General features: G+C 66.4%; 18 protein-coding genes and 1 tRNA gene. 12 read left to right on the top strand and 7 right to left on the bottom strand.

Features of this window, described 5'->3' with window-relative positions; genetic code table 11:
* The first annotated feature begins 2 nt into the window (after positions 1-2).
* The 10 genes from rpsH to FFS23_RS11330 all read left to right on the top strand — a co-directional run bounded on the left by rpsH (position 3) and on the right by FFS23_RS11330 (position 7,608).
* On the top strand, positions 3-398 hold the full coding sequence (gene rpsH, locus FFS23_RS11375; RefSeq protein WP_037534152.1) for a 30S ribosomal protein S8: 396 nt from the start codon (positions 3-5) through the stop codon (positions 396-398).
* Positions 398-931 (top strand): 50S ribosomal protein L6, encoded by a 534-nt coding sequence (gene rplF / locus FFS23_RS11370; RefSeq protein WP_038663374.1) that lies wholly within the window; start codon positions 398-400, stop codon positions 929-931. Before rpsH ends, rplF begins: the two co-directional genes overlap by 1 nt.
* The gene (gene rplR, locus FFS23_RS11365) at positions 931-1,287 is read left to right on the top strand and encodes a 50S ribosomal protein L18 (RefSeq protein WP_038663371.1); all 357 of its coding nucleotides are present in this window, start codon (positions 931-933) and stop codon (positions 1,285-1,287) included. Before rplF ends, rplR begins: the two co-directional genes overlap by 1 nt.
* Before the next feature lies 1 nt (position 1,288).
* Positions 1,289-2,065: a 30S ribosomal protein S5 gene (gene rpsE, locus FFS23_RS11360; RefSeq protein WP_137898698.1), complete on the top strand. Its 777-nt coding sequence runs from the start codon at positions 1,289-1,291 to the stop codon at positions 2,063-2,065.
* Positions 2,066-2,070: 5 nt separating this feature from the next.
* On the top strand, positions 2,071-2,247 hold the full coding sequence (rpmD, locus tag FFS23_RS11355; protein WP_038663366.1) for a 50S ribosomal protein L30: 177 nt from the start codon (positions 2,071-2,073) through the stop codon (positions 2,245-2,247).
* Positions 2,248-2,438: 191 nt separating this feature from the next.
* Positions 2,439-2,981 (top strand): 50S ribosomal protein L15, encoded by a 543-nt coding sequence (gene rplO / locus FFS23_RS11350; protein ID WP_038663364.1) that lies wholly within the window; start codon positions 2,439-2,441, stop codon positions 2,979-2,981.
* A 128-nt stretch (positions 2,982-3,109) separates the two neighbouring features.
* Complete coding sequence (secY, locus tag FFS23_RS11345) at positions 3,110-4,474, top strand: preprotein translocase subunit SecY (RefSeq protein ID WP_038663362.1); 1,365 nt, start codon at positions 3,110-3,112, stop codon at positions 4,472-4,474.
* A gap of 37 nt (positions 4,475-4,511) precedes the next feature.
* Complete coding sequence (locus tag FFS23_RS11340) at positions 4,512-5,156, top strand: adenylate kinase (protein WP_038663359.1); 645 nt, start codon at positions 4,512-4,514, stop codon at positions 5,154-5,156.
* Positions 5,157-5,531: 375 nt separating this feature from the next.
* Positions 5,532-6,227 carry a winged helix-turn-helix domain-containing protein gene (locus FFS23_RS11335; RefSeq protein WP_038663357.1) on the top strand — a complete coding sequence of 232 codons (696 nt, stop codon included), beginning with the start codon at positions 5,532-5,534 and terminating at the stop codon, positions 6,225-6,227.
* A 40-nt stretch (positions 6,228-6,267) separates the two neighbouring features.
* Complete coding sequence (locus FFS23_RS11330) at positions 6,268-7,608, top strand: sensor histidine kinase (protein ID WP_137898697.1); 1,341 nt, start codon at positions 6,268-6,270, stop codon at positions 7,606-7,608.
* Between the two features lie 205 nt (positions 7,609-7,813).
* On the opposite strand, the gene FFS23_RS11325 is transcribed toward FFS23_RS11330, so the two are convergent.
* Positions 7,814-8,554 (bottom strand): queuosine precursor transporter, encoded by a 741-nt coding sequence (locus FFS23_RS11325; RefSeq protein ID WP_137898696.1) that lies wholly within the window; start codon positions 8,552-8,554, stop codon positions 7,814-7,816.
* Positions 8,555-8,614: 60 nt separating this feature from the next.
* Between FFS23_RS11325 and FFS23_RS11320 the strand changes: the two genes are divergently transcribed.
* A tRNA-Arg gene (locus FFS23_RS11320) sits at positions 8,615-8,691 on the top strand.
* Between the two features lie 267 nt (positions 8,692-8,958).
* A complete protein-coding gene (locus FFS23_RS11315; protein ID WP_171009459.1) occupies positions 8,959-11,433 on the top strand; it encodes a TonB-dependent receptor in 2,475 nt (824 codons plus the stop codon).
* Positions 11,434-11,480: 47 nt separating this feature from the next.
* Here the strand turns inward: FFS23_RS11315 and guaA are convergent, their stop codons facing one another.
* From guaA to FFS23_RS11285, 6 genes are all read right to left on the bottom strand, one after another.
* The gene (gene guaA, locus FFS23_RS11310) at positions 11,481-13,037 is read right to left on the bottom strand and encodes a glutamine-hydrolyzing GMP synthase (protein ID WP_137898694.1); all 1,557 of its coding nucleotides are present in this window, start codon (positions 13,035-13,037) and stop codon (positions 11,481-11,483) included.
* Positions 13,038-13,149: 112 nt separating this feature from the next.
* Positions 13,150-13,572: a 50S ribosomal protein L17 gene (gene rplQ / locus FFS23_RS11305; protein WP_038663347.1), complete on the bottom strand. Its 423-nt coding sequence runs from the start codon at positions 13,570-13,572 to the stop codon at positions 13,150-13,152.
* Positions 13,573-13,829: 257 nt separating this feature from the next.
* Positions 13,830-14,897 (bottom strand): DNA-directed RNA polymerase subunit alpha, encoded by a 1,068-nt coding sequence (locus FFS23_RS11300; protein WP_038663345.1) that lies wholly within the window; start codon positions 14,895-14,897, stop codon positions 13,830-13,832.
* An 83-nt stretch (positions 14,898-14,980) separates the two neighbouring features.
* Positions 14,981-15,370, bottom strand: a complete 390-nt coding sequence (rpsK, locus tag FFS23_RS11295) for a 30S ribosomal protein S11 (protein WP_037534130.1) — start codon at positions 15,368-15,370, stop codon at positions 14,981-14,983.
* 88 nt (positions 15,371-15,458) lie between these two features.
* Positions 15,459-15,827 carry a 30S ribosomal protein S13 gene (gene rpsM, locus FFS23_RS11290; protein ID WP_038663341.1) on the bottom strand — a complete coding sequence of 123 codons (369 nt, stop codon included), beginning with the start codon at positions 15,825-15,827 and terminating at the stop codon, positions 15,459-15,461.
* A 221-nt stretch (positions 15,828-16,048) separates the two neighbouring features.
* Positions 16,049-16,249: a hypothetical protein gene (locus tag FFS23_RS11285; RefSeq protein WP_137898693.1), complete on the bottom strand. Its 201-nt coding sequence runs from the start codon at positions 16,247-16,249 to the stop codon at positions 16,049-16,051.
* Between the last annotated feature and the right edge of the window lie 138 nt (positions 16,250-16,387).

Below are 16,387 nucleotides of genomic sequence, written 5' to 3'. Positions count from 1 at the left end.
TCATGGCAGTGACCGATCCCCTGGGTGATTTGCTCACCCGTATCCGCAACGGCCAGCGCGCGAAGAAGGACTCCGTCCTCTCGCCGGCGTCGAAGCTGCGCATCCGCGTGCTCGACGTGCTGCAGCGCGAAGGCTATATCCGTGGCTACAGCGACGAGCAGATGGGCCCCGCAGCGGGCGTCCGCATCGAGCTGAAGTATTTCGAGGGTCAGCCGGCGATCAAGCATGTCGCCCGCGTCTCGAAGCCCGGCCGCCGCGTCTATTCCGGCTCGCAGGAACTTCCCCGCGTCCGCAACGGCCTCGGCATCACCATCGTCTCGACGCCTCGTGGCGTTCTGTCCGACGCGGAAGCGCGCGAGCAGAATGTCGGCGGCGAAGTGCTCGCGGAGGTCTTCTGATGAGCCGCATTGGTAAGAAGCCGATTGCCTTGCCGGCCGGCGTCACCCCGACGATCAACGACGGCATCATCAGCGTGAAGGGCCCCAAGGGCACCCTCACCATGCCGCTCCGCGACGAGATCAGCTACACGCTCGAGGACGGCGGCATCCAGGTGCAGCCGGCCAACGACACCAAGCGCGCGCGCGCGTTCTGGGGCATGCAGCGGACGATGGTGCAGAACCTGGTCACCGGCGTGACCGACGGCTTCACCAAGAAGCTGCTGATCACCGGCGTCGGCTACCGTGCCGCCGCACAGGGTCGTAACCTCAAGCTGCAGCTCGGCTACAGCCACGACGTCAACATCGACGTGCCGGAAGGCATCGAGGTCAAGACGCCGGACGCGACGACCGTCGAGATCAGCGGTTCCGACAAGCAGAAGGTCGGCCAGCTGGCCGCCGAGATCCGTCAGTGGCGCAAGCCCGAGCCGTACAAGGGCAAGGGCATCAAGTACGACGGCGAGTTCATCTTCCGCAAGGAAGGGAAGAAGAAGTAATGACCAAGGGTCTCTCTCTTTTCGCGAAGCGCCGTCGGCGCAACCGTACCGCGCTGAAGGCACGTTCGGGCACCCGCCCGCGGCTGTCGATCCATCGCTCGGGCAAGCACATGTATGCCCAGGTGATCGACGACGTCGCCGGCAAGACCGTCGCTTCGGCCTCGACGCTGGAGAAGGACGTGCGCGACACGTCCGGCGCCAACATCGCGGCAGCGACCGCCGTCGGCACCCGCGTGGCGGAGGCGGCGAAGGCCGCCGGCGTGACGCAGGTCGTGTTCGATCGTGGCGGCTTCCTGTTCCACGGCCGCGTCAAGGCGCTGGCTGAGGCGGCGCGTGCCGCCGGATTGGAGTTCTAATATGGCTGACGAGAACAACGTGCAGCCCGCAGCGGCTGAAGGCGCTCCCCAGGAGGCCAATTCGGCGCCGCAGGGCGGCCAGCAGGGCGGCTTCGGCGGTCCCGGTGGCGGTCGCGGCGGCCCGCCGCGCGGCGGTCGTGGTGGCGGCGGTGGCCGTGGCCCCGGTGGCCCCGGTGGCAATCGCGGTGGTCGTGACGGCGGTCGCGGTCGCGACAACCGTGGCGGTCGTCCCGGCCAGGATGACGGCGGCGAAGAGCTGATCGAGAAGCTGGTCCATATCAACCGCGTCTCGAAGACGGTGAAGGGCGGCAAGCGCTTCGGTTTCGCCGCACTGGTCGTCGTCGGTGACGGCAAGGGCCGCGTCGGCTTCGGTCACGGCAAGGCGCGCGAAGTGCCGGAAGCCATCTCCAAGGCCACTGCGGCCGCGAAGAAGGCGATGGTCCGCGTCCCGCTGAAGGACGGCCGCACGCTGCATCACGACGGCAACGGTCACTTCGGTGCCGGTCGCGTGACGCTCCGTTCGGCGCCGCAGGGCACCGGCATCATCGCGGGTGGCCCGATGCGCGCCATCTTCGAGAGCCTCGGCGTTGCCGACGTGGTGACCAAGTCGGTCGGCACGTCCAACCCCTACAACATGATCCGCGCCACGTTCGAGGCACTGGGTGAACAGACTTCGCCGAAGTCGGTCGCGCAGCGCCGTGGCAAGAAGATCGCCGACCTGCTCGGCCGCGGTGGTTCGCAGACCGCCGAGGCGGACGCAGCGGCCGTCGTGGAGTAACTGACATGGCGACGATCAAGATCAAGCAGACCGGTTCGCCGATCCGCCGCACCAAGGATCAGCGCGCGACGCTGATCGGCCTCGGCCTCAACAAGATGCACAAGGTCTCGGAGCTGGAAGACAGCCCCGAGGTCCGCGGGATGATCCGCAAGGTTGCACATATGATCGAGGTACAGGGCTGATACGTCGTCCGTCACCCCGGACTTGATCCGGGGTCCCGCTCCTTTCGTTTTGGAAGAAGCGGGACGCCGGCTCTTCGGCCGGGGTGACGGAACGGTGGCGGTCCCGACCTAGTGACAAATACGGGGAAGGGGGCTAAGCGGCCCCCTTCCTTTTTCCATCAGCGCGACAAAAGCGAAAGCGAGTGCATATCATGAAGCTCAACGAACTCCGCGACAACCAGGGTGCCCGCAAGTCCAAGATCCGCGTCGGACGCGGCATCGGTTCGGGCAAGGGCAAGACCGGCGGCCGCGGCCAGAAGGGTCAGAAGAGCCGCGAGGGCGTCAGCATCGCCGGCTTCGAGGGCGGCCAGATGCCGCTCCACATGCGTCTGCCCAAGCGCGGCTTCAACAACATCTTCGCCAAGGATTATGCCGAGGTGAACACCGGCGCGATCCAGAAGGCGATCGACGCGGGCAAGCTGTCGACCGACGGCACGATCGACCAGGCGGCGCTGAAGGCGGCCGGCCTCGTCCGTGGCGGCAAGGACGGCGTCCGTCTGCTTGCCAAGGGTGAGCTGACCACCAAGCTCGCCTTCCACGTCGCCGGTGCGTCGGCGGGTGCGCGCGCGCAGGTCGAGAAGACCGGCGGCTCGCTCGACATCCCGACCATCGTCCCCGCCGCCGAGAAGGCCGCCGCCAAGAAGGGCGTGCAGTACAAGGCGCGCCAGGAAAAGAAGGCGTCGTTCAAGGCGTAATCTTTCGTGTCCCCGCCGCGCGCGGGGACACAAAGCGCCGGACCGATTAGACAAGGCGCACCCAGCGCCTATATGAGCGGCGGGGCGGTTCAAACGCATCCCGCCGTTTTTGTTTCCAGGATACACGCATGGCATCCGCAGCCGATCAGATGGCGCAAAGCATCAGCCTCGCGAAGTTCGCGCAGGCGACCGACCTCAAGAAGCGGTTGTGGTTCACGATCGGCGCGCTGATCGTCTTCCGGCTGCTGAGCTACGTGCCGCTGCCGGGCATCGACCCGACCGCTTTGGGCCTGCTCAGCCAGCGCACCACGGGCGGTGTGCTCGACTTCTTCAACACCTTCTCGGGCGGGTCGCTCAGCCGCATGTCGCTGATCGCGCTCGGCGTGATGCCCTATATCACCGCCTCGATCGTCGTGCAGCTGTCGACCTCGCTGTCGCCGCAGCTCGCCGCGATCAAGAAGGAAGGCGAATCGGGCCGCAAGAAGCTCAACCAATATACTCGCTACGGCACCGTCGCGCTGACCGCGATCCAGGGCTATTTCATCGCCGTCGGGCTCGAGGCGCTGAGCGCGAGCAACGGCCTCGCCGCGGTGATCGAGCCGGGCATGACCTTCCGCGTCGCCGCAGTGGTCTCGCTGATCGGCGGCACGATGTTCCTGATGTGGCTCGGCGAGCAGATCACCAGCCGCGGCATCGGCAACGGCGTCAGCCTCATCATCATGGCCGGCATCGTCGCGCATCTGCCGACCACGCTCGTCAACCTGCTCGAAGGCGGCCGGTCGGGTTCGATCGACGCGGTGCGGCTGATCGGCATCATCATCGCGGTCGTCGCGCTGATCCTGTTCATCTGCTTCATGGAGCGCGCGCAGCGTCGCATCCTGATCCAATATCCCAAGCGCCAGACGCAGCGCGGCATGCAGGCCGACCGCAGCCATCTGCCGCTCAAGATCAACACCGCGGGCGTGATCCCGCCGATCTTCGCGTCGTCGCTGCTGCTGATGCCGCTGACGATCAGCCAGTTCGCGGGCCAGCGCGTCGCCGGCCAATCGAAATGGGGTGACTTCATCATCACCCTCAACCAGTATCTGGCGCACGGCCAGCCGGTGTACATGGCGCTCTACGCCGCCGGCATCATCTTCTTCTCGTTCTTCTACACCGCCGTCGTCTTCAATCCCGAAGAGACCGCAGACAACCTCAAGCGCTATGGCGGGTTCATCCCCGGCATCCGCCCGGGCAAGAACACCGAAAATTACTTCGATTACGTGCTGACCCGCATCACCGTGATCGGCGCGGCCTATCTGACGATCATCTGCCTGTTGCCCGAATATCTGGTGTCGGCGCTGTCGATTCCCTTCTATCTTGGCGGCACCAGCCTGCTGATCGTCGTCAACGTGACGATGGACACGGTGACGCAGATCCAGAGCCATCTGCTCGCGCATCAATATGGCGATCTCATCAAGAAGGCGAAGCTGAAGGGCGGGCGTCTCCGCTAACGTCGGCAAGTCCACGAGCCAAACAGGGAGAGCTCGCGTGAACATCATCCTTCTCGGACCGCCAGGAGCGGGCAAGGGCACCCAGGCGCAGCGGCTGATGGCCACGCGCGGGATGCAGCAATTGTCGACCGGCGACATGCTGCGCGCCGCGGTCAAGGCGGGCACGCCCGTCGGCCAGCAGGCGAAGGCGGTGATGGAGGCGGGCGAGCTCGTCTCGGACGCGATCGTCTCGGCGCTGATCGGCGAGCGGCTCGACCAGGGCGTCGGGGGCGGGGCGATCTTCGACGGCTATCCGCGCACCGCCGCGCAGGCCGTCGCGCTCGACGAATTGCTCGAAGCGCGCGGCCTGACGCTCGACCATGTCATCGAGCTGGAGGTCGACGAGGCCGCGCTGATCGAGCGCGTCGAGGGCCGCTATACCTGTGCCAATTGCGGCGAGGGCTATCACGACCGCTTCAAGCGCCCGAAGGTCGAGGGCGTCTGCGACGTCTGCGGCTCGACCGCGTTCAAGCGCCGCCCCGACGACAATGCCGAGACGGTGCAAACGCGCATGGCCGAATATCGCGCCAAGACCGCGCCGATCCTGCCGATCTATCAGGCGCGCGGACTGGTCGAGCGCGTCAACGGCATGGCCGACATCGATCACGTCTCGCAGGCGATCGCGGCGATCCTCGACGGGTAAGGGGGGCGATGGCCTCGCCTTTCCCTTCTGCCCCTCTCTGTCATCCCCGCGAAGGCGGGGATCCATAACCTCCGACGTCCGCGATTCATCGTGAGGTCCGCGCGTATGGATCCCCGCCTGCGCGGGGATGACGAATGTAGCGCGGCGTCGACATTTCCTGATTTCGACATAACCCGTTACAACCATGACGTTTTTGTCATCTGACGGTCACCGCATCGCTACCACCGCTCCGCTAGACCGTAACCCACGGTCGCAGCGTCGATCGGCAGGTTTGTCGAGATCGGTACCCGTCACTCCCGGGGGTGCCGTAGGGGCCGGCGGAAGGGATGCTTTCCGCCGGCCTTTCCTGTAGTGAGGAAGCGTGAGCAAGACACCGTGAGCCGCAAGATCCTGATCGTCGAGGATGACAGCTCGACCGCCGCCTATCTCGCCAAGGGCCTGTCCGAGGGCGGCTATTCCGTCGAATCGGCGCGCGACGGCCGCGACGGCCTGTTCCTCGCCAGCGAGGGCATCTTCGACCTCATCATCGCCGATCGCATGCTGCCCGGCCTCGACGGCCTCTCGATGGTCAGCGCGATCCGCGCCGCGGGGATCGCGACGCCGGTGCTCGTCCTGTCCGCGCTCGCCGCGGTCGACGATCGCGTAGACGGGCTCAAGGCCGGCGCCGACGACTATCTTTGCAAGCCCTTCTCCTTCGCCGAACTGTCCGCGCGGATCGAGGCCTTGGTCCGCCGCAGCGACCGCGTCGCCACCGAGCCGACGAAGACCAAGCTCGCGGTCGGCGATCTCGAGATCGACCTGCTTGCCCGGCATGTCACCCGCGCCGGCCGCAACATCCCGCTCGGCGCGCGCGAATTCAACCTGCTTGAATTCCTCGCCCGCCATGCCGGACAGGTCGTCACGCGGACGATGATGCTCGAGAAGATCTGGAACTATCATTTCGATCCGGGCTCGAACGTCGTCGACGTCCATATCGGCCGTCTGCGTCGCAAACTCGAGGACGGCTTCGCCTCGCCGATTCTCCACACGGTGCGGGGCGCCGGCTACCGGCTTGCCGCCGATCCCGTCTGATCCGGATTCGCATTTGGTGGGCGGTCGGTTAGGACGGGCCATGCGCCTGTCCGTCACTGCCCGCATCGCCCTGTTGTCGATCGCGCTCGCGCTGATCTCCAACCTCGTGCTCGTCGGCTTCGTCTGGCGGCAGACCGACGCCGCGGTGGTCGGCACCGTCCGGCGCGAGACGATCGAACAGTCGGACGCGATGCGCGCGATCTACCGCGCCGACGGACTCGCCGCGGTGATCGAGGCGATCGAACACGCCCGCGTCGCCGGCGACACCGCCCTGCTGCTCGCGGTGCTCGACGGCAATGGCAATCGCGTCGCCGGCTACGCCCCCGCGCACGTCGGCATCCCGCTCGTCCCCAGCCAGTTCCGCATCGCCGACTTCGACACCAGCGAGGCGACCAACGACATCGGCTATACGCTGCGTCCGATCGGCGACCACTGGCTGCTGACCGGCCGCCGCCTCGATCTGGTCGAGGCGGAGCGCAATGCGATCGAGGGCGCGCTCGCGGTCGCGGTGCTGCTGTCGCTGATCCTCGGCGTCGGTGCCGGGCTGGTGCTCGCGCGCTACGTCGGTCTGCGCCTCAACCGCATCGCCGCGGTGATCGGGGCGGCGGGGGAGGGCGATCTTTCCCGCCGCGTGCCGGTCGCACCGGCGCGACGCGACGCGTTCGACCGACTCGGCCATCAGCTCAATCTGATGCTCGGCAAGCTCGAACGGCTGATGGTCGAATTGCGCGTCGTCACCGACAGTATGGCGCACGACCTGCGCTCGCCGCTCACCCGGCTGCGTACCAAGACCGAGCAGGCGGTGCTGATCGCCGACCCCGCGGCGCGCGAGGCGGCGCTCGGCGGGCTGCTGGTCGAGACCGATCTCGTCATGCGCATGCTGACGATGGTGATCGAGATCAGCCGCTCCGAATCGGTGTCGCGCGACCGGTTCATCCTCGTCGAGCCCGCCGAACTGGTCGAGGAGATCGCCGAACTCTACGAGCCGGTGGCGGAGGAGGCGGGGCTCGACTTCACCGTCGCGATCGACGCCTCCGCGCCGGCGATGCCGCTGCACCGCGAATTGCTCAGCCAGGCGATCACCAACCTGATCGACAATGCGCTCAAACATGCCGCGAGCGGGGGCGTGCTGACGTTGCGCCTCGTCTGCCACGCGCAGGAGATCGCGATCCAGGTCGAGGATCGCGGCACCGGCATCGCCGAAGCCGACCGCGCACAGGCGCTTAAGCGCTTCGGCCGGCTCGACGCGGCGCGCACGACGCCGGGCGCGGGCCTCGGCATGGCGCTGATCGAGGCGGTCGCGCGGCTCCACAACGGCCGGTTCGAACTGGCGGACAACGTGCCGGGTCTCATCGCGCGTATCGTGCTGCCGGTCCATTGATGCGGCATCCGCGGGTCTCGCACGGCCCGGACTGACGGCCGGGCTAAGCGAGCCTCTGTCGCGCTGTCCTACACGTGCCCCGCCTGCTATCCCCGCCGCCGGCTCTTTCGCATCGTCGATCCATCACCTCCAAAACGGAAACGATGGGAGCGGATCGTTTCCATTAAGGTGTCCATCTTGTCCATGTCGTCCAACACCGGTGCGGTCACACCCCCGTCCGGAACGGCGTGAAGGCGGTCGCGCGGTCGAAGACGTCGACGCCCTCGGCGCGCTTCAGCGCCGCGACGACGACATAGGTGACGGGCGTCAGGATCACCTCCCACGCCACCTTGAGCGCCCATTGCGTCAGCATCACCTTGACCACCAGCGCCGGCGTGAACCCCGCCGCGCCGAGGAAGGCGAGCGGATAGAAGATCAGGCTGTCCACGCCTTCGCCGAGGACCGTCGAACCGATCGTCCGCATCCACAGATGCCTGCCCGCGGTACGCACCTTCATCCGCGCCATGACGTAGGAATTGACGAACTCGCCCGCCCAGAAGGCGCAGACGCTCGCCAGCACGATTCGCGGCACCTGGCCGAAGATCGTCGCATAGGCGGCCTGATTGCCCCAGCTCGGCGCCGGCGGCAGCGCGACCACCACCCAGCTCATGAACGCCATGAACACCACCGCGGCGGTACCCGCCCAGATCACCCGCCGCGCCCGCGCATAGCCATAGACTTCGGTCAACACGTCGCCGATCACGTAGCTGACCGGAAAGAACAGGATGCCCGCGCCGAACGGCCATGGCCCGATGCCGGGCAGCACGATCTGCGCCACTTTGCCCGCACCGATCACATTGGACAGCAACAGGATCGCGACGAACGCCGCCATGACGAAGTCGTAATAGCGGAACGCCTGCCCGCGCATCGCCGCGGCATCGATCGCCCGTTCGCCCCGCTCGCCCATGGCGGCGCATTATATGGCGGTTCCCGTCCCGCGCAAACCGCGCTAATCGGTCTGCCGCGCGCGCCCGTAGCTCAGATGGATAGAGCACGAGCCTTCTAAGCTTGTGGCCGCTGGTTCGAATCCAGCCGGGCGCGCCAGATCCTGGTCCCAGGCTGACGTCACCGCGATCCTGCCGTCATCGCGGTCGCGCCTTTACCGCATTGATTCAAATAACACTTTTGGGTTTACCGCTGCCGGCTGATGATAAGGCTATGTCGTTACCGCGGTCCGGTTATGACGATCTCCTTACAAACGATTGTGATTTTTGCGCTGATAGCGCTGCCATTTGAAAACATCCCCTAGAATGGCTCCGTATGCTTCCCATATGGAGACCCCCCGTGCTTCTTGCCCGACTAAGCTTGACGATGATTACCCTCGCCAATGTCCTGCCGCAGCCGGCCAGCGCACAGGACATGCCGGCCGAGGCGGAGCAGAAGGCGGGCGATCCGGCACGGGCGCCGGCGAAGAACACTGACATCATCGTCACCGCGGTGGCACGCGGCCGCGACCGGCTCGACAGCGCGATCTCGACCAGCTCGCTGCGCGAGACCGAAATCCTCAAGATCGCGCCGCGCTCGACCGCCGAGATCTTCCGCAACATCCCCGGCATCCGCTCGGAAAGCTCGGGCGGCGACGGCAATGCCAATATCTCGATCCGCGGCCTGCCGATCGCGACTGGCGGCGCCAAGTTCCTGCAATTGCAGGAAGACGGCCTGCCCGTCCTCGAATTCGGCGACATCACCTTCGGCAATGCCGACATCTTCCTGCGCGCCGACCTCAATCTCGCCTCGGTCGAGGCGATCCGCGGCGGCTCCGCCTCGACCTTCTCGTCCAACTCGCCGGGCGGCGTCGTCAACCTGATCTCCAAGACCGGCGAGGTCGCCGGCGGTGCGATCCAGGCGAGCACCGGACTCGACTATGACGAGCATCGCGTCGACTTCACCTACGGCGGCAAGATCGCCGAAGGTACACGCTTCCAGGTCGGCGGCTTCTACCATCAGGGCGAGGGGCCACGCCACGTCGGCTATGACGGCACCAAGGGCGGCCAGATCAAGGTCAACGTCACCCGAGCGTTCACCGGCGGCTACGCCCGCCTCTACGGCAAGCTGCTCGACGACCGCTCGGCGGCCTATCTCCCCAATCCGGTGCGCGTCACCGGCAGCGACGGCCACCCGAATTACGAGGACATCCCGGGCTTCTCGATTGCGCACGATGCGCTGCTCTCGCGCTACGTCACCAGCAACGTCACGCTCGACGGGCACAACAATCCGGTGGTCGACGACCTGCGCGACGGTCAGCATCCGGTGGTCAAGGCGATCGGCTTCGAGACGCAGGTCGATCTGTCGGGCTGGATGCTGACCGAACGCTTCCGCTATGCGGACATCTCCGGACGATTCATCTCGAACTTCCCGGCCACGGTGGACGGAGCGGCGGCGACCGCGACCGCGACCGACCTCGGCGGCAGCGGCGCGACGCTGCGCTACGCCACCGGCCCGGCCGCCGGTCAGGCGATTGCCGATCCGTCCGCGATCAACGGCAACGGCCTGCTCGCGCGCATCGTCGTGTTCGACGTCAAGCTGAACAGCCTCAACAACGTCACCAACGATCTGCGCGTCAGCCGCGTCGACCGGGTCGGCAAGGGCGACCTGACCACCACCGCCGGCTTCTACGCGTCGCGCCAGACGGTCGACACCGACTGGCTATGGACCTCGACGCTGATGGACGTGCGCGGCGACGGCCGCGCGGCCCTGGTCGATGTGTTCGACGGCCGCGGCCGTGCCGTCACGCAGAACGGCTATTACGGCTTCGGCGCGTCATGGTTCGGTGGCTGCTGCCGGCGCAGCTATCGCGTCGATTATGCGGTCAACGCGCCGTTCGGCTCGCTCAACTACAAGATCGGCCGCGTCGCGCTCGGTGCCAGCGTCCGCTACGATTACGGCAGCGCGCGCGGGTCGATCTACGGCGCCGAACTCGGCGGCAACCGGATCGGCACGACCATCTTCGATATCGACGGCGACGATCGCCTCTCCGCCGCCGAAGGAAGGGTGGCGGTGATCCCGCTGACCAGCCCGGCGCCGGTCGACTACACCTGGCATTACCTCTCCTATTCGGCCGGCATCAACCTCCGCGTGTCCGAGCCCTTCGCGGTCTTCGCCCGCTACAGCCGCGGCGCGCGCGCCAACGCCGACCGTCTGCTGTTCGGGCCGCAGGTGAGCACCGTCGACGGATCGCTGACCAACCGCGACGCCGCCATCGACTATGTCCGTCAGGCCGAGGCCGGGGTGAAATATCGCCATGACGGCCTCACCGCCAATCTGACCGGCTTCTGGGCCGGCACCGAGGAGCAGAATTTCGAGGCGACGCGGCAGACCTTCATCGACCGCAAATACCGCGCCTACGGTTTCGAAGTCGACGGCGGCTATGGCTACGGGCCGTTCGACCTCACGGTCGGCGCGACCTATACCGATGCCAAGGTCACCGAGGATGCGCTCAGCCCGCAGAGCGTCGGCCGCACGCCACGGCGGCAGGCGGCGCTGATCTTCCAGGCGACGCCGCAGGTCACCGTCGACCGGTTCAGCGTCGGCGCCAATGTCGTCGGCACGACCAGCAGCTATGCGCAGGACGTCGGCGACCTGCGGCTGCCCGGCTTCACCCAGGTCAACGGCTTCGCCCAATGGCGCTGGACCGACCGGCTGCTGCTCTCGCTGAACGCCAACAATGTGTTCGACGTGCGCGGCTTCACCGAGGCGGAGGACGGATCGATCCCCGCCAACGGTATCGTCCGCGCGCGCTCGATCAACGGCCGCACCACCTCGCTGTCGCTGCGCGTGACCCTCTGAACGCGAACGGCGCGGGCATCGCTGCCCGCGCCGTTACTGGCGCCCGGTCATTCCCACTCGATCGTACCGGGCGGCTTCGACGTATAGTCGTAGACCACGCGGTTGACGCCCTTGACCTCGTTTACGATGCGCGTCGCGACGCGCGGCAGGAAGTCGCTCGGGAAGCCGAACACCTCGGCGGTCATGCCGTCGGTCGAGGTCACCGCACGCAGGGCGAGCACATGGTCATAGGTGCGGCCGTCGCCCATCACCCCGACGGTCCGCACCGGCAGCAGCACCGCGAACGCCTGCCAGATCGCATCATACAGGCCGGCGTTGCGGATCTCCTCGAGATAGACCGCATCCGCCTTGCGCAGGATGTCGCACCGTTCGCGCGTCACCTCGCCGGGGATGCGGATCGCGAGGCCGGGCCCGGGGAAGGGATGGCGGCCGACGAAGACGTCGGGCAGGCCGAGCTCGCGACCGAGTGCGCGCACCTCGTCCTTGAACAATTCGCGCAAGGGCTCGACGAGCTTCATGTTCATTCGCTCGGGCAGGCCGCCGACATTGTGGTGGCTCTTGATCGTCACCGAGGGGCCGCCGGTGAAGCTGACGCTTTCGATCACGTCGGGGTAGAGCGTCCCCTGCGCGAGGAACTCGGCCCCGCCGATCTTCTTCGCCTCCGCCTCGAACACGTCGATGAAGGTCTTGCCGATGAACTTGCGCTTCGCCTCGGGGTCGGTGACGCCGGCGAGGCCATCCATGAACAGGTCCTGCGCCTCCACATGGACGAGCGGGATGTTGTAATGGCCGCGGAACAGGCTGACGACCTGTTCGGCCTCGCCGGCGCGCAGGATGCCGCCATCGACGAACACGCAGGTGAGCTGATCGCCGATCGCCTCATGGATCAGCAGCGCGGCGACCGACGAATCGACCCCGCCCGACAGGCCGCAGATTACCTTGCCGCTGCCGACCTGCGCACGGATCTCGGCGATCTTCGCCTCGCGGAACTCGGCCATCGTCCAGTCGCCGGCGAGGCCGCAGACGTGGCGGGCGAAATTGGCGATCAGCCTGCCGCCATCCGGCGTGTGGACGACCTCGGGGTGGAACTGGACGCCGTAGAAGCGGCGCGATTCGTCGGCGACGATCGCATAGGGCGCGCCTTCCGAGGTCGCGACGGGGGTGAAGCCGGGCGGGATCGCATTCACCTTGTCGCCGTGACTCATCCAGACCTGATGGCGCTCGCCTTCGGCCCAGAGGCCGTCGAACAGCGCGCAATCGGCCTTCACCTCGACATAGGCCTTGCCGAACTCGCCGCCGTCGCCCGAGACGATGACGTTGCCGCCGAGCTGCGCGCTCATCAATTGCTGGCCGTAGCAGATGCCGAGGATCGGGATGCCCGCCTCGAAGAAGGCCTGCGGCGCGCGCGGGCTGTTCTCGGCCGTGACCGAGGCGGGGCCGCCCGACAGGATGATGCCCGCCGGCTTGAGCCGGTCGAACGCGGCCTCGGCGGACTGGAAGGGGGCGACCTCGCTATAGACGCCGGCTTCGCGGACGCGGCGGGCGATGAGCTGGGTCACCTGGCTGCCGAAGTCGACGATCAGGATGGTGTCGGTATGCTGCATGGCGGGCGTGTAGCGATGCGACGCCGATAACGAAAGAGGCCGCGCCATTGCTGACGCGGCCTCCGGAGCTTTTCCGTCATTCCGGGACATGCCCGGGATGAAGGGGCGGGGCTTATGCCGCTTCGTCGAAATCCTCGTCCGACTGGACCGGACCCGAATCCTGGCCCTTGGCCGAGACGTCGCGGTCGACGAACTCGATGATCGCCATCGGCGAGGCGTCCGAGGCGCGGATGCCGGCCTTGATGATGCGGGTGTAGCCGCCGTTGCGGTCGGCGTAGCGCGAGGCGAGGACGTCGAACAGCTTCACGAGCTGCGCATCGTCGAGCAGGCGCGCATGGGCGAGACGGCGGTTCGACAGGCCGCCCTTCTTGGCCAGCGTAATCAGCTTCTCGACGTAGGGACGCAGTTCCTTCGCCTTGGCGACGGTAGTGGTGATCTGCTCATGCTTGATGAGCGCGGCCGACATGTTGCGGAACAGCGCAATACGATGGGCCGAGGTACGCTGCAGCTTACGGCCGCCGACGCGATGACGCATGGTAACTTCCTTTGTTCGTTATGGGGCCGTTTTACGGAGATCCCCAGACCAGGCGGTTCGTAACGGGCCACCGCCATTGAGGCCCCGGTAAGTTCATAAAGGTCACGCAAAGAGACGTGTCCTTGGGCGGCCGGGTGGCGGTGCGGCGAGGCCGCACCGGTCACGTCGAACGGGCAGGGTTGCGGCTTTGCCGCTTCCCTGCCCGTCGGCCGAGGTCATCGCCGAGACGGCGGATAGCCGAGGCTATCCGCCTGCGATTACCCCATAATTTCCTGCTCGAGCTTCTTCGCCATCTCTTCGATGTTCTCGGGCGGCCAGCCCGGGATTTCCATGCCGAGGCGCAGGCCCATGGACGAGAGGACTTCCTTGATCTCGTTCAACGACTTGCGGCCGAAGTTCGGGGTCCGGAGCATCTCGGCCTCGGTCTTGCCGACGAGGTCACCGATGTAGATGATGTTGTCGTTCTTAAGGCAGTTGGCCGAACGCACCGACAGTTCGAGCTCGTCGACCTTCTTGAGAAGATAACGATTGATCTGCTGCGTGTCGCCGGCCGCGTCGCCGCCAGCCGCCGGAGCGGCCGCCTGGCCGATCGGAGCGGACGAACGGGTGATCGCCGAATCGTCGAAGTGAACGAACAGCGCCAGCTGGTCCTGCAGGATACGACCGGCATAGGCCACCGCATCCTCGGGCGTCACGGTGCCGTCGGTCTCGATCGTCAGCGTCAGCTTGTCGTAGTCGAGGTCCTGACCGACGCGGGTCGGGTCGACCTTGTACGACACCTGACGCACCGGCGAATAGAGCGCGTCGACCGGGATCAGGCCGATCGGCGCATCAGCCGGACGGTTGGCGGTCGCGGGGACGTAGCCCTTACCGATGTCGGCGGTCAGCTCCATGTTGAGCGTGGCGCCTTCGTCGAGGTGGCACAGCACCAGCTCGGGGTTCATCACCTCGATGTCGCCCGACACGGCGATATCGCCGGCCTTGACTTCGCCGGGGCCGGTCGCCGAGAGCTGGAGGCGCTTCGGCCCCTCGCCCTGCATGCGGATCGCGATCTGCTTGACGTTCAGAACGATGTCGGTGACGTCCTCGCGGACGCCCGCCAGGCTGGAGAATTCGTGCAGCACGTTCTCGATCTTGATCGAGGTCACGGCGGCGCCCTGCAGCGAGGAGAGCAGCACGCGACGCAGCGCGTTGCCGAGCGTCAGGCCGAAACCACGCTCCAGCGGCTCGGCCACGAAGGTCGCCTTCCGCTTGCCGTCGCCGCCCTTTTTCTCAAGGCCGTTGGGCTTCTTCAGTTCCTGCCAGTTCTTTGCATTGACAGACACAGGTGTCCCCTAATTTGGGCCGGAACGGGGGCAGCTCCAGCCGGGAGAAAAACGCGCCGACTCGTCAGCCGGCGCGTGGAAGATCAGACGCGGCGACGCTTCGACGGACGCACACCGTTGTGCGGGATCGAGGTGACGTCGCGGATCGAGGTGATCTGGAACCCGACCGCCTGCAGCGCGCGAAGCGCCGACTCGCGGCCCGAACCCGGACCCTTGACTTCGACTTCGAGGGTGCGGACGCCGTGCTCGGCGGCCTTCTTGCCGGCGTCTTCCGCGGCCACCTGAGCGGCATACGGGGTCGACTTACGGCTGCCCTTGAAGCCCATCGCACCGGCCGACGACCACGAGATGGCATTGCCCTGCGCGTCGGTGATGGTGATCATGGTGTTGTTGAAGCTGGCGTTCACATGGGCGACGCCGGCGGTGATGTTCTTGCGTTCGCGACGGCGAATACGCTGCGGTTCACGTGCCATTGGTTGAGATTCCTGACCCTAATTCGGAAATCGCCGGGCAATCGGCATCGAGCCTGCCTCCGGCGTAGTAATTCGTCCCCCGGACGAATTACTTCTTCTTGCCTGCGATCGGCTTCGCCTTGCCCTTGCGGGTGCGCGCATTGGTGTGCGTGCGCTGGCCGCGGACCGGCAGGCCCTTGCGGTGGCGCAGGCCACGATAGCAGGCGAGATCCATCAGGCGCTTGATGTTCATCGCCGTCTCACGACGCAGATCGCCCTCGACCGTGTGGTCGGCGTCGATCGTCTCGCGGATCTGCAGCACTTCCTGATCGGTCAGGTCCTGCACGCGACGCTCCGGCGCGATGTTCAGCTTGGCGATGATTTCCTTGGACTTGGTCAGGCCAATGCCGTGGATGTAGGTCAGCGCGATCACCACGCGCTTGTTGGTCGGGATATTGACACCCGCGATACGTGCCATGAAATGTTTCTCCTAGCTCCACGGGGAACGGCATGGCCGCACGCCCCCATCTCGTCGCATCCTCCGACCCAACACCGCCTTCCAAGACCTTGCATCTACGCAAAGCGCGACGAACGCAAACGAGCGTCGCCGGAAGCCGGTATTTCGGAGAGGAGTGCAGGTAGGCGGGCGCAAACGCCGTGTCAAGCGACTGGTTCCCGGCCGCTTCGCCCGATCCTCGCTTACATCAGCGGGAAGGGGGCCCTTGCCGTCAAGGCCATGATCAGCAGCATGATCGACAGACCCGCGGACAGGCCGCACAGCAGATAGCCGACATATTGCAGCATCGGCGGATTGGGCCGCGCGAGCTTGGCGTTGCGGGTCGCGCCCTGCAACACGAAGCTCATCAGCATGCCGTAGGTAAAGACGATCGCCCCAAGCATAATGCTCCTTCTTGCCGTATCCGGCGCAAAGCCCCCGCGGCACCGCCGCCCGTCGAACGCAGCCCCCCGGCTGCGTCTTGCGCCGTCACCCTATCGGCCCGGGGCTGACAAGTGGTTAACCGTCGGCCGGGCTGGAAA

It is taken from the genome of Sphingomonas sp. 2SG, from assembly GCF_005503285.1.
Taxonomy (GTDB): Bacteria; Pseudomonadota; Alphaproteobacteria; order Sphingomonadales; family Sphingomonadaceae; genus Sphingomonas; species Sphingomonas taxi.
The sequence above is the reverse complement of the archived record's forward strand: the minus strand, read 5'-3'. Positions and strand labels throughout refer to the sequence as shown.